The organism is Streptomyces sp. NPDC058653 (genome assembly GCF_042716895.1).
Classification (GTDB): Bacteria; Actinomycetota; Actinomycetes; order Streptomycetales; family Streptomycetaceae; genus Streptomyces.
The window spans coordinates 143,177-155,690 of sequence record NZ_JBHXRM010000010.1 but is presented as its reverse complement, the minus strand read 5'-3'; the positions used below and the strand labels follow the sequence as shown (position 1 = coordinate 155,690).

The 12,514-nt window shown below is 72.5% G+C and carries 11 protein-coding genes; 8 read left to right on the top strand and 3 right to left on the bottom strand.

From position 1 onward, the window contains the following. Nucleotides 1-30: 30 nt before the first annotated feature. The 4 genes from ACFWU9_RS11870 (at nucleotide 31) to ACFWU9_RS11855 (ending at nucleotide 4,826) form a co-directional block, all read left to right on the top strand. Nucleotides 31-873: a nitrilase-related carbon-nitrogen hydrolase gene (locus ACFWU9_RS11870; protein ID WP_384316916.1), complete on the top strand. Its 843-nt coding sequence runs from the start codon at nucleotides 31-33 to the stop codon at nucleotides 871-873. Nucleotides 874-1,001: 128 nt separating this feature from the next. Beyond that, nucleotides 1,002-2,288 carry an aspartate aminotransferase family protein gene (locus ACFWU9_RS11865; RefSeq protein WP_384316914.1) on the top strand — a complete coding sequence of 429 codons (1,287 nt, stop codon included), beginning with the start codon at nucleotides 1,002-1,004 and terminating at the stop codon, nucleotides 2,286-2,288. A gap of 111 nt (nucleotides 2,289-2,399) precedes the next feature. Further along, a complete protein-coding gene (gene hydA / locus ACFWU9_RS11860; RefSeq protein ID WP_384316824.1) occupies nucleotides 2,400-3,803 on the top strand; it encodes a dihydropyrimidinase in 1,404 nt (467 codons plus the stop codon). Between the two features lie 21 nt (nucleotides 3,804-3,824). Beyond that, on the top strand, nucleotides 3,825-4,826 hold the full coding sequence (locus ACFWU9_RS11855; protein WP_384316822.1) for a TIGR03842 family LLM class F420-dependent oxidoreductase: 1,002 nt from the start codon (nucleotides 3,825-3,827) through the stop codon (nucleotides 4,824-4,826). 187 nt (nucleotides 4,827-5,013) lie between these two features. On the opposite strand, the gene ACFWU9_RS11850 is transcribed toward ACFWU9_RS11855, so the two are convergent. The 3 genes from ACFWU9_RS11850 to ACFWU9_RS11840 all read right to left on the bottom strand — a co-directional run bounded on the left by ACFWU9_RS11850 (nucleotide 5,014) and on the right by ACFWU9_RS11840 (nucleotide 7,232). After that, entirely contained in the window at nucleotides 5,014-6,066 is a 1,053-nt protein-coding gene (locus ACFWU9_RS11850; protein WP_384316820.1) for a biotin/lipoate A/B protein ligase family protein, read from the bottom strand. Nucleotides 6,067-6,162: 96 nt separating this feature from the next. Continuing rightward, nucleotides 6,163-6,885 (bottom strand): permease prefix domain 1-containing protein, encoded by a 723-nt coding sequence (locus ACFWU9_RS11845; protein WP_384316818.1) that lies wholly within the window; start codon nucleotides 6,883-6,885, stop codon nucleotides 6,163-6,165. Continuing rightward, entirely contained in the window at nucleotides 6,882-7,232 is a 351-nt protein-coding gene (locus ACFWU9_RS11840; RefSeq protein ID WP_384316816.1) for a PadR family transcriptional regulator, read from the bottom strand. The genes ACFWU9_RS11845 and ACFWU9_RS11840 overlap by 4 nt, the downstream gene beginning before the upstream one ends. Before the next feature lie 87 nt (nucleotides 7,233-7,319). On the opposite strand from ACFWU9_RS11840, the gene ACFWU9_RS11835 reads away from it, so the two are divergent. The 4 genes from ACFWU9_RS11835 to ACFWU9_RS11820 all read left to right on the top strand — a co-directional run bounded on the left by ACFWU9_RS11835 (nucleotide 7,320) and on the right by ACFWU9_RS11820 (nucleotide 12,403). After that, nucleotides 7,320-7,781 (top strand): DUF2269 family protein, encoded by a 462-nt coding sequence (locus ACFWU9_RS11835; RefSeq protein ID WP_384316814.1) that lies wholly within the window; start codon nucleotides 7,320-7,322, stop codon nucleotides 7,779-7,781. A 233-nt stretch (nucleotides 7,782-8,014) separates the two neighbouring features. Next, entirely contained in the window at nucleotides 8,015-9,826 is a 1,812-nt protein-coding gene (locus tag ACFWU9_RS11830; protein ID WP_384316812.1) for a gamma-glutamyltransferase family protein, read from the top strand. Between the two features lie 121 nt (nucleotides 9,827-9,947). Continuing rightward, on the top strand, nucleotides 9,948-10,826 hold the full coding sequence (locus ACFWU9_RS11825; protein ID WP_384316810.1) for an inositol monophosphatase family protein: 879 nt from the start codon (nucleotides 9,948-9,950) through the stop codon (nucleotides 10,824-10,826). A 158-nt stretch (nucleotides 10,827-10,984) separates the two neighbouring features. Beyond that, the gene (locus ACFWU9_RS11820) at nucleotides 10,985-12,403 is read left to right on the top strand and encodes a phytoene desaturase family protein (RefSeq protein ID WP_384316808.1); all 1,419 of its coding nucleotides are present in this window, start codon (nucleotides 10,985-10,987) and stop codon (nucleotides 12,401-12,403) included. Nucleotides 12,404-12,514: the final 111 nt, after the last annotated feature.

Genomic DNA, 12,514 nt, shown 5'->3' with positions numbered 1-12,514 from the left:
AGCCCGACCTTCCCGCCGAAGGAGCAGCTCGTGGCCAGAGTCGTACGCGCCGCACTCGTCCAGGCGACCTGGACCGGCGACACCGAATCCATGATCGCCAAGCACGAGGACCACGCCCGCGAGGCGGCCCGGCAAGGCGCCAAGGTCATCGGCTTCCAGGAGGTGTTCAACGCCCCCTACTTCTGCCAGGTCCAGGAGCCCGAGCACTACCGGTGGGCGGAGCCGGTGCCCGACGGGCCGACCGTGACCCGGATGCGGGCCCTCGCGCAGGAGACCGGAATGGTCGTCGTCGTACCGGTCTTCGAGGTCGAGCAGTCCGGGTTCTACTACAACACCGCGGCGGTGATCGACGCCGACGGCTCCTATCTCGGCAAGTACCGCAAGCACCACATCCCCCAGGTCAAGGGCTTCTGGGAGAAGTACTACTTCAAGCCGGGCAACGCGGGCTGGCCCGTCTTCGACACCGCCGTCGGCAGGATCGGCGTATACATCTGCTACGACCGGCACTTCCCGGAGGGCTGGCGCCAACTCGGCCTGAACGGCGCCGAACTGGTCTACAACCCCTCGGCCACCTCACGCGGTCTCTCCAGCTATCTGTGGGAGCTGGAGCAGCCCGCGGCGGCCGTCGCCAACGAGTACTTCGTCGCCGCGATCAACCGCGTCGGCCAGGAGGAGTACGGCGACAACGACTTCTACGGGACGTCGTACTTCGTCGATCCGCGCGGGCGGTTCGTCGGCGAGACCGCGAGCGACAAGGCGGAGGAACTGGTAGTCAGGGACCTGGACTTCGGGCTCATCGACGAGGTGCGCCAGCAGTGGGCGTTCTACCGGGACCGCCGCCCGGACGCGTACGAGGGGCTGGTGCAGCCGTGACCGGAGCGACCGCGGATCCCGCCGCCGGATCGACCGCCGCCCACACCGCCCCCGCCGCCCCCGCGTCGACCGCCGCGCACGCCGCCGGTTCGAGCGCCTCCGCCCCCTCCCACGGGGGACCGGTCCAACTGCCGGCCACCGATCTGCACGACCGGCACCGCGCCGTCCTGCCCGACTGGCTGGCGCTCTACTACCGACGGCCCCTCGAACTCACCCACGGCGAGGGCCGGCACGTCTGGGACGCCGACGGCAACCGCTACCTCGACTTCTTCGGCGGCATCCTCACCACCATGACCGCCCACGCCCTCCCCGAGGTCACCAAGGCGGTGAGCGAGCAGGCCGGGCGGCTCATCCACTCCTCCACGCTCTATCTCAACCGCCCCATGGTCGAGTTCGCCGAGCGCGTCGCCCATCTCTCCGGCATCCCGGACGCCCGCGTCTTCGTCACCACCTCCGGCACCGAGGCCAACGACACGGCGCTGCTGCTCGCCACCGCCCACCGCGGCTCCAACCAGATCCTGGCGATGCGCAACAGTTACCACGGCCGGTCCTTCTCCTCCGTCTCCATCACCGGGAACAGCGGGTGGTCCCCGACGAGCCTCTCGCCGCTCCAGACGCTGTACGTGCACGGCGGCGTCCGCACCCGGGGCCCGTACGCGCACCTGTCCGACGCCCAGTTCATCGCCGCGTGCGTCGCCGATCTGGAGGACCTGCTCGGACACACCCGTACGCCCGCCGCGCTGATCGCCGAGCCCGTCCAGGGCGTCGGCGGCTTCACCTCACCGCCCGACGGTCTGTACGCCGCGTTCCGCGAAGTCCTCGACCGCCACGGCATCCTGTGGATCAGCGACGAGGTGCAGACCGGCTGGGGCCGTACCGGCGACCACTTCTGGGGCTGGCAGGCGCACGCCGGGAACGGCCCGCCGGACATCCTCACCTTCGCCAAGGGCATCGGCAACGGTATGTCCGTCGGCGGGGTCGTCGCCCGCGCGGAGATCATGAACTGCCTCGACACCAACTCCATCTCGACCTTCGGCGGCAGCCCGGTCACGATGGCGGCGGGCGTCGCCAACCTCACCTACCTCCTGGAGCACGACCTCCCGGGCAACGCGCGCCGCGTCGGCGGTCTGCTCATCGAGCGGCTGCGCGCGGTGGGGGCCGCCGTCCCCGCCGTACGGGAGGTCCGCGGGCGGGGGCTGATGATCGGCATCGAGCTGGTGAGGCCCGGCACCGACGAGGCGCATCCGGAGGCAGCGGCGGCGGTGACCGAGGCGGCGCGTGAGGGCGGCCTGCTCATCGGCAAGGGCGGCGGCCACGACACCAGCGTGCTGCGTATCGCCCCACCGCTCTCCCTCACCGTCGCCGAGGCCGAAGAGGGCGCGGCGATCCTCGAACACGCCCTGGGCGGCCTCTAGTTCCGACGGTGCCCGGGCTTTCGGGCACCGCCCGCGCCGGTCTCCCGGACCGGGGACGGGGGCCGCGCACGGTAGCTCAGTCACGTCCCGTCATGTCACGGAGGTCAGGTCATGAGTCATCGCACGCTCGTCCGGGGCGGTCTGGTCATCACCGCCGCCGACGAGGTCCACGCCGACGTGCTGACCGAGGACGGCCGCGTCGTCGCGCTCGCCGCGGGCGGCTCGGACGTCGCCGCGGGCTGGACCGCCGACCGGGTCGTCGACGCCACCGGCAAGTACGTCATCCCGGGCGGCGTCGACGGTCACACGCACATGGAGATGCCCTTCGGCGGGACCTTCGCCGCCGACACCTTCGAGACCGGGACACGCGCCGCCGCGTGGGGCGGCACGACCACCGTCGTGGACTTCGCCGTCCAGTCGCCCGGCCAGGCACTGCGCGAGGGGCTCGACGCCTGGTACGCGAAGGCCGACGGCAACTGCGCCATCGACTACGGCTTCCATATGATCCTCGCCGACGTCAACGAACACTCCCTGAAGGAGATGGACCTCCTCGTCCAGGAGGGCATCACCTCCTTCAAGCTCTTCATGGCCTACCCCGGTGTGTTCTACAGCGACGACGGCAAGATCCTGCGCGCCATGCAACGGGCCTCCCACAACGGGGGGTTGATCATGATGCACGCGGAGAACGGCATCGCGATCGATGTCCTCGTGGAGCAGGCGCTGGCCGCCGGACGCACCGATCCGCGCTACCACGGAGAGGTACGCAAGGTGCTTCTGGAGGCGGAGGCGACGCACCGCGCGATCCAGCTCGCCCGCGTCGCCGAAGCGCCGCTCTACGTCGTCCACGTCTCCGCCGAGGAAGCCGTCGCCGAGCTGGCGGCCGCCCGTGACAAGGGACTTCCCGTCTTCGGCGAGACCTGCCCGCAGTATCTCTTCCTGTCCACCGACAATCTCGCCGAGCCCGGCTTCGAGGGCGCCAAGTACGTCTGCTCGACCCCCCTGCGGCCCCGCGAACACCAGGCCGCCCTCTGGCGCGGACTGCGCACCAACGACCTCCAGGTGGTCTCCACCGACCACTGCCCGTTCTGCTTCAACGGGCAGAAGGAGATGGGCCGCGGCGACTTCTCCAAGATTCCCAACGGGCTCCCGGGCGTGGAGCACCGGATGGATCTGCTCCATCAGGCCGTCGTCGACGGGCACATCAGCCGGCGCCGCTGGATCGAGATCGCCTGCGCGACCCCGGCCAGGATGTTCGGCCTCTACCCCAAGAAGGGCACCATCGCGCCCGGCGCCGACGCGGACATCGTGATCTACGACCCGAACGCCGAGCAGACCCTGTCCGCCGAGACCCACCACATGGACGTCGACTACTCGGTGTACGAGGGGAAGCGGACCACCGGCCGGGTCGAGACCGTCCTGTCGCGCGGCGAGGTCGTCATCGACGGCCGGAAGTACACCGGCCGCGCGGGGCACGGCATCTACACCCCCCGCGCCACCTGTCAGTACCTCATCTGAAAGTTGGGAGTGGCCCGGGTCATGGACTTCGGACTTGTTCTCCAGACCGACCCGCCGGCGTCGGCGGTCGTGGGACTCATGCGGCGCGCCGAGCGCAACGGCTTCCGCTACGGCTGGACCTTCGACTCCGCCGTGCTGTGGCAGGAGCCGTTCGTCATCTACAGCCGCATCCTCGAACACACCACCGAGCTGATCGTCGGGCCGATGGTCACCAACCCGGGCACCCGGACCTGGGAGGTGACCGCGTCCACGTTCGCCACGCTCAACGAGATGTACGGCAACCGCACCGTGTGCGGCATCGGCCGCGGCGACTCCGCGATGCGCGTCGCGGGCCGGCCGCCCAACACCCTCGCGCGGCTCGGCGAGGCGATGGACGTCATCCGTGAACTCGCCGAGGGGCGCGAGGCGCTGGTGGAGGGCAAGCCGCTGCGGCTGCCCTGGGTGCGGGACGGGAGACTGCCGGTGTGGATGGCCGCGTACGGGCCGAAGGCGCTGGCCATGGCCGGTGCGCGGGCCGACGGCTTCATCCTTCAGCTCGCCGATCCGTATCTCACCGAGACCATGGTCAAGGCGGTCCGGACGGCCGCGTCCGACGCCGGACGCGACCCGGACTCCGTGACCATCTGTGTCGCCGCCCCGGCCTATGTGAGCAACGACCTCGCGCACGCGCGTGACCAGTGCCGGTGGTTCGGCGGGATGGTCGGCAACCATGTCGCCGACCTGGTGAGCCGCTACGGCGAGCACTCCGACCTGGTGCCCGACGCCCTGACCACGTACATCAGACAGCGCGAGGGCTACGACTACAGCCACCACGGCCGCGCCGGGAACCCGTCGACGGACTTCGTGCCCGACGACATCGTGGACCGCTTCTGTCTGCTCGGCCCGGTGGAGGCGCACATCGAGAAGCTGAAGGCGCTGAAGGCGCTGGGCGTCGACCAGTTCGCCGTCTACAACATGCACGACGCGAAGGAGGCGACGATCGACGTCTACGGCTCCGAGATCATCCCCGCCCTGGGCCCCTGAACGGCACCGGTCACGCGGGACGGCCCGGCGCTCGGGGAGAGCCCATGGGCGCCACCGCGCCCGGGCGTTCGTCCGGGCGCGGTCGCCCGCCGCCCCGAAGCCGAGGTTCGCGACCGGGCCCAGCCGGTCGGCTGCGCCCTCGCATCGGGGCTGGTCGCGCCGCGAGGGGGGACCCCTGCCGTGTCGCTCACGGCACGCGGGCCGTCCAGGCGGCCGTGCCGAACTTCGTCCGGGCCAGCTCACGCGCCCGCGCCATCTCCTCGTCGGTGACCTTTCCCTCGTCGAGGCCGTACCGTCCCCGGAAGGACGCGATCATGCGCTCGATGACCGCCTCGCGCGGCAGGCCCGTCTGACGTCGCAGGGGATCCACCCGCTTCTTCGCGCTGCGCGTGCCCTTGTCGGAGAGTTTCTCCCGGCCGATGCGCAGGACTTCGAGCATCTTGTCGGCGTCGATGTCGTACGCCATCGTCACGTGGTGCAGTACGGCGCCGCCGCCCACCACCCGCTTCTGCGCGGCGCCCGCGATCTTGCCGGCCTCGGTGGCGATGTCGTTGAGCGGCTGGTACCAGGCCTTGATCCCCATGTCGCCCAGCGCGCCGAGCACCCAGTCGTCGAGATAGGCGTAGCTGTCGGCGAACGTCAGGCCGTGCACGAGGGCGTCCGGGACGGAGAGCGAGTACGTGATGGTGTTGCCGGGCTCGATGAACATGGCGCCGCCGCCCGAGATCCGCCGTACGACCGTGACGCCGTGCCGTTCGGCGGCCTCCGGGTCCACCTCGTTGCGCAGGGACTGGAAGCTGCCGATCACCACGGCGGGGGAGGCCCACTCCCAGACCCGGAGCGTCGGCGCGCGGCGGCCCGCCGCGACCTCGGTCGTCAGGACCTCGTCCAGGGCCATGTGGAGCGCGGGCGACTGGGGCTCCATACGGATGAGCTGCCAGTCGTAGTCCGTCCAGTCGGTGGCGTGCGCCAGCGCGCGCCGCACGGCGACGGCGACGCCGTCGGCCGTCAGCCCGTACATCTGTGTGCCGGGCGGGAGCGCCGTGTGGACGCGCGCCGCGAGAGCGGTCGCGTCGAGGTCGGCCGGCGCGCCTTCGAGCGCGCCGTCGATGGTGTGGATGGCCTCGTCCGGTTCCAGGAAGAAGTCCCCGGAGACCCGGACATCGCGCAGCACACCGTCCCGCGCGTCCAGATCCACGACGACGAGCTTGCCGCCCGGCACCTTGTACTCACCGTGCACCGCTGTGCCTCCAGCCCTGGGGGGTGTCACCCCTTGCCGCGTCGTCTCATCGCGTGGACGCGGGTCCGATGAGTGCAACGCGCACCCCCCGGGGGATCATCCCGGGCCCCGTTCGCCCGGAACGAGGGCCTGGGTGACGGGCAGGCGCGCGCACCGGCGGCAGGCGCGGGCGGAGGAGGCCACCAGGCCGTGGAGAAGGGCGGTGACCATGCCCGCGACCGTCACCAGCGGCCAGTTCGTGGCCAGCGGAGACACCACGGCGAGCGCGACCATGGCGACCACCATCGCCACGCAGGCGGTCGTACCGGCCCAGGCGACGGCCAGCGGCAACCGCCGGGGTGTCCGCAGCCGGCGGGCCAGCGCGCCGGTGGCGGCCAGGGCGGCTCCCGCGAGCAGGGTGGCTACGGCCGCGACCGCCGCCAGCTGGACGGCGAGCAGCTGCGCCGTCTGCTGAAGCTGCCAGCCCTGGCCCGAGGTCCAGATCAGATGCCAGCAGGCGATCAGGAACGGGACGGTGAGGGTGACGGACAGGGCGGTCCGCCGGGTCTGCGCGATGGTCAGCTCCCGCTGGCAGCTCGGCACCAGTTCGTCGGGCGTGCCGAACTCCGCCACCGCCAGGCGTGCGGCCCGCTCGGGGGGCACACCGGCGCGGATGTGCGCCTCCACCGTGTCGCCGAGGCCGTCCCGTATCTCCTGGATCATCCGGGACTTGGCCCGGTCCGGGCCGTGGAGCGCGGCGGTCAGCGCCGCTGTGTAGCCCGCGACGGGGTCGGGGGCGTACGCGGTGGTCCGGGTGGTCCCGGTGCTTGAGTCGCTCATGACGCGGGCCCGGGTGCGGGAGCGGGGGCGGCCGGGTTCAGGACCGCGCCGATCGCGGTGGTGAACTCCCGCCACGCGGTCCGTTCGCTCTCCAGGCTGCCGCGCCCGGCGTCGGTGAGCCGGTAGCAGCGCCGGCGCCGCTCGCCGACGGACTCCCAGCTGCTGCCGAGCAGTCCCAGCCGCTCAAGCCTGTTCAGGGCCGGATAGATCGTGCCCGTACGGAGCTGGAGCGCGCCCTCGCTCCGCTGCTGGACCGCCGCGATGATCGCGTAGCCGTGCAGCGGGCCCGGTTCGAGCACGGCCAGCAACAGTCCGTCCAGGTGCCCACGCACCGCGTCTGTCTTCATGAGTAGCCAGCCTACTCATAGAACGCATTGGCGTGGTACCTATTGGCAGCCAACATATTCACGCATCTGCCTGAAAGGGCCCTCGCGGTGACCAAACTGCTGCTGTCCATCCATGTCCTCGCCTCGATCCTGGTGGTCGGACCGATCGCCGTGGCCGCGTCCCTGTTCCCCCGCTACGCACGGCTGGCCGGGGAGGACGGGCGCTCCTCGGGCGCCGCCGCGCTGCTCCACCGGATCTGCAGCGGTTACGCGGTCGTCGGGGTCGCCGTCCCGGTCTTCGGGCTCGCCACCGGCGCGCAGCTCGGTGTGCTCACCGACATCTGGCTGATCGTGTCGATCGTGCTCACGACGATCGCCGCCGCGATACTGGCGCTGGCCATCCTGCCCGGCCAGGAACGGATGATCGAGACGACCGAGGCCGGGGCCGCCGGCGCCGACACCGCGCGTATCGCCGCCCGGCTGGCCGGTCTGACCGGGGTCTTCAACCTGCTCTGGGCGGTCGTCGTCGTTCTGATGATCGTGCGCCCCGGCTCCACGACCGGCGCCTGATCAGCCGTCACCGGCTCACCGGCTCACCGGCTCACCGGTTCATCGGCTCACCGGGTCGGGGCGCGCCCGCCCGCCACGGGACCCGGACCCGGAACCGCCTCCGAGCAGGGAACACCGCCCGCCCCGGCGCCGCCCCGGATGGCCGATAGGGTGGTGCGTGGTCACTGCACGGGAAGCGGCGCGAGCGCCCATCGGTCCCGCCGATGCGCGGGAGCAGCGAGGTGAGGAACCGAATGTTCACGACCCGGCCAACCCTCCAGGGCACCTTCGGCATGGTGTCCTCCACCCACTGGCTCGCCTCGCAGTCCGCGATGGCGGTGCTGGAGGACGGCGGAAACGCCTACGACGCCGCCGTCGCGGCCGGGTTCGTCCTGCATGTGGTGGAGCCGCACCTCAACGGTCCGGGCGGTGAGGTGCCGATCATCGTCGCCCCCGCCGGCGGCGAGGCCCGGGTGCTCTGCGGTCAGGGAACCGCGCCCGCCGGGGCGACCGTCGAGCACTACCGGTCCCTCGGCCTCGAACTCGTCCCCGGCACCGGCCCCCTCGCCGCCGCCGTGCCCGGCGCCTTCGACGCCTGGATGCTGCTGCTGCGCGACCACGGCACCAAGTCCCTTGCGGAGGTGCTGCGTTACGCCATCGGCTACGCCGAGGACGGCCACGCGCCCGTCGAGCGGGTCGGCCAGACCGTGGAGAGCGTCCGCGGGCTGTTCGAGACCGAGTGGACCTCGTCCGCAGACGTCTACCTTCCGGGCGGCCGGTCCCCGGCACCCGGAGAGCTGTTCCGCAATCCCGCGCTGGCCGCCACCTGGCGCCGGCTTACCGCCGAGGCCGAGGCGGCGGGCGGTGAGGACCGGGCCGCCCAGATCGAGGCCGCCCGCGACATCTGGCGCCGGGGGTTCATCGCCGAGGCGCTGATACGCGCGTCCGACCGCCCCACCCTGGACACCAGCGGCTCCCGTCACACCGGCACGCTCACGGCCGCCGACCTGGCCGGGTGGTCCGCGACGTACGAGACGCCCGCGACGTACGAATGGAACGGCTGGACCCTCTGCAAGGCCCCCGGCTGGAGCCAGGGCCCCGCCTTCCTCCAGCAACTGGCGCTGCTGCCTCCCGCGCCCGAGCTTCCGGCGTACGGCTCCGAGGAGTACGTCCACCTCCTTACGGAGGGCTGCAAGCTCGCCATGGCCGACCGGGAGGCCTGGTACGGCGACGCCGCCGACGTACCGCTCGCCACGCTCCTCTCGGAGCCGTACAACACCGCGCGCCGCGCCCTGGTCGGCGACAAGGCCTCCTACGAACTGCGCCCCGGCAGCCCCGACGGGCGCGAGCCCGTGCTCAGTGCCCACGCCACCGCCGTCGCCGCCGGTGAGGCGGGCTTCGACGCGCTCGGCGTCCCGGCGGCGGGCGCGGGGGAGCCGACCGTCGCCCGTGACGGCGCGACCCGGGGCGACACCTGCCACCTCGACGTGGTGGACCGCTGGGGCAACATGATCGCCGCGACGCCGAGCGGCGGCTGGCTCCAGTCCAACCCGGTCGTGCCCGAACTCGGCTTCCCGCTCGGCACGCGTCTCCAGATGACCTGGCTGGAGCCCGGACTGCCCAACTCACTGACCCCGGGCCGCCGGCCCCGGACCACGCTCACCCCGTCCGTCGCCCTGCGCGACGGCACCCCCGTCATGGCCTTCGGCACCCCCGGCGGTGACCAGCAGGACCAGTGGCAGCTCCACTTCTTCCTGGCCGTCGCGCTGCGCCCGCCGGTACGGGGCGGACTCGACCTCCAGGGCGCGATCGACGCCCCCAACTGGCACAACGACAGCTTCCCCAGCTCCTTCTACCCGCGCGGGATGCGGCCTGGGAGTGTCACCGTCGAGCCGTCCATGGACGCGGCCGTCGTAGCAGGACTGCGCCGCCGGGGCCACGACGTGACCGTCGGCGAACCGTGGTCGGAGGGACGCCTCTGCGCGGTCGCCCGGGACCCCCGCACCGGAGTCCTCTCGGCCGCGGCCAACCCGCGCGGCATGCAGGGATACGCGGTGGGCCGCTAGGGCCTGTCCTCACCCGGGCGGCGTCCGGACCGGTTCGGTCGACGGGCGGACGCCGATCGGTCATCGAGCCGTCATCTCCCGCCCCACCTGGGTTGTCGGCGCCCTGTGGTTGTCTGGGGGAATGATCGATGACTTCCTGAACGGTGACCTTTCCGCTGTCGAGGCGGCGGTGCGTGACGCGGCCGCCGCCGAGATCATGCCGCGCTTCCGGCAGCTCGCCGCCCACGAGATCGTCGAGAAGTCCGGCCCCCACGACCTGGTGACCAGCGCCGACAAGGGCGCCGAGGAGCGGCTGACCGCCGCCCTGACCGCCCTGCTGCCCGGCTCGGTGGTGGTCGGCGAGGAGGCGGTCCACGCCGACCCGGCCGTGTACGGGGCGCTGCACGGGGACGCGCCCGTATGGATCGTCGACCCGGTCGACGGCACCCGCCAGTTCGTCCGGGGCGAGCCCGGATTCTGCACCCTCGTCGCGCTCGCCCGGGGCGGCGAGGTGCTGGCCTCCTGGACGTACGCGCCCGTGACGGACGAGATGGCCACCGCCGTACGAGGACGGGGCGCCCGGCTGGACGGCGTTCCCCTCCACTGCGGCACCCCCGAGCCGGGCGCCGTGCTGGACGTCGCCATCTCCCACCCCGACTACACCTCGCCGGAGGAGAAGCGCGCGCTGCTCGGCGTCCGGCACGCCGACGACATCGCCGCGAGGCCCTGCGGCTCGGCGGGGCTGGAGTACCGGGCCATCGCGCTCGGCACGCTCGACGCCGTCGCCTTCAGCTGGGAGCTGGCCTGGGACCACGCGGCGGGACTGCTGCTGGTGACGGAGGCCGGCGGCGCGCAGCTGACGCTCACGGGTGAGCCGTTCCGGGTCACCGGCGGCAACGCGCTGCCCTTCACGGCCGCGCGCGACGAGGCGACGGCCCGGCGGGTGCGGGACCGCCTGCTGACGGGCGCGCGGACACAGGAAGGGGCGGGCGCGGGCACCGGACCGGCCTCCGGAGTCTGACGGCCCGGCCCGAGAAGCGGCCAGGTGGCTCTCCTACCGAGGGAACGGGCCCGGCGGTCGGCCGGGGCCGGGGGGTGTTTCGTCGCCCCGCCGACAGAGTGTCAGAGGCCAGGAATATCCTGGTTCCTCTGGCCATCGGCTGACGAAGGAGTCCGAAGGTGCCGTCGATGCTCGATGCAGTCGTCGTGGGGGCGGGACCCAACGGGCTGACCGCCGCGGTCGAGCTGGCCCGACGCGGATTCTCCGTCGCCGTCTTCGAGGCCCGCGACACGGTGGGCGGGGGAGCGAGGACCGAGGAGCTCACCCTCCCCGGCTTCCGCCACGACCCCTGTTCCGCCGTCCACCCGCTGGGCGCGGGATCGCCCGCGTTCAGGGACATGCCCCTGGCCCGGTTCGGTCTGGAGTGGCTGCACCCCGAGCTGCCGATGGCCCACCCCTGGGACGACGGCACGGCCGCCGTGCTGTCCCGCTCCGTCGCCGAGACCGCCGCCTCGTTCGGCCCGCGCGACGCGGGGGCGTACCGCCGGCTGCTCGCGCCCTTCCTCGGCAAGTGGGACGCGTTCTCACGGGACTTCATGGCGCTGCCCCCGAGAGGTCTGCCGCACGACACCCTCACGCTCGCCCGCTTCGGGCTCGCCGGGCTCCCCTCGTCGAACCTGCTGATGAGGCGGTTCCACGACGAGAAGGCCAAGGGGCTGTTCGCCGGTCTCGTCGCCCATGTCATCGCCCCGCTGAACGGGATCGCGACGGGCGGCGTGGGCCTGATGTTCGCGCTCGCCGCGCACGAGGTCGGCTGGCCGGTTCCGCGCGGCGGCTCCCAGTCCATCTCGGACGCGCTCGCCGCCTATCTCCGCGACCTCGGCGGCACGGTCCACACCGGATTCGAGGTCAAGCGGCTCGACGACCTGCCGCCGGCCCGCGCGTACGTCTTCGACACCTCCCCGACCGCGCTCGCCCGTATCGCGGGCCTCGGCCGGGCGTACGACTCGTACCGGTACGGCCCCGGTGTATTCAAGATCGACTACGCGCTCGACGGGCCCGTGCCCTGGACGGCGGAGGAGGCGCGCCGGGCCGGCACGATCCAGATCGGGCCCACGAAGGGCGAGATCAGCACGGCGCTGAATCTGGCCTACGGCGGCAGCGCCCCCGCGACACCGTTCCTGATCACCGCCCAGCCCAGCGTCGTCGACCCGTCCCGCGCGCCCGACGGCAAGCAGGTCTTCTGGGCGTACGGTCATGTCCCGCACGCCTGGGAGGGCGATCTGACCGAGGCGATCGAGCGGCAGATCGAGCGCTTCGCGCCCGGGTTCCGGGACCGCGTCCTGGCCCGCGCGACCGCCGGCCCGCCCGAGCTGGCCGCCCGTAACGCCAACTATGTCGGCGGCGACATCGCCAGCGGCTCCGTCGCCGGGCTGCGACTGCTGGTGCGGCCCAAGCTCTCCCTGTCGCCGTACAGCACCCAGCACCCCGCTGTCTTCATCTGCTCGTCCGCGACCCCGCCGGGCCCGGGTGTGCACGGCATGTCCGGGCAGAACGCGGCGAAGGCGGTCTGGCGCAAGCTGCGCGCGGCGGCCTGACCGGGCCGGCCCGCGCGAGCCGCCCGCCCGGGGCCCTCCCGCCGGCCCCGGGCTCTCCCCGCCCTGCGGGGCCCGCCGATTCCTGAGACGCTGTTGGCGTCCGGTGTTTTC

What these genes read in the sequence shown, in the direction of transcription:
- ACFWU9_RS11825 (WP_384316810.1), top strand. Translation starts at nt 9,948, where the DNA reads ATGATCGATGACTTCCTGAACGGTGACCTTTCCGCTGTCGAGGCGGCG.
- ACFWU9_RS11845 (WP_384316818.1), bottom strand. Translation starts at nt 6,885, where the DNA reads ATGAGCGACTCAAGCACCGGGACCACCCGGACCACCGCGTACGCCCCC.
- hydA (WP_384316824.1), top strand. Translation starts at nt 2,400, where the DNA reads ATGAGTCATCGCACGCTCGTCCGGGGCGGTCTGGTCATCACCGCCGCC.
- ACFWU9_RS11840 (WP_384316816.1), bottom strand. Translation starts at nt 7,232, where the DNA reads ATGAAGACAGACGCGGTGCGTGGGCACCTGGACGGACTGTTGCTGGCC.
- ACFWU9_RS11830 (WP_384316812.1), top strand. Translation starts at nt 8,015, where the DNA reads ATGTTCACGACCCGGCCAACCCTCCAGGGCACCTTCGGCATGGTGTCC.
- ACFWU9_RS11855 (WP_384316822.1), top strand. Translation starts at nt 3,825, where the DNA reads ATGGACTTCGGACTTGTTCTCCAGACCGACCCGCCGGCGTCGGCGGTC.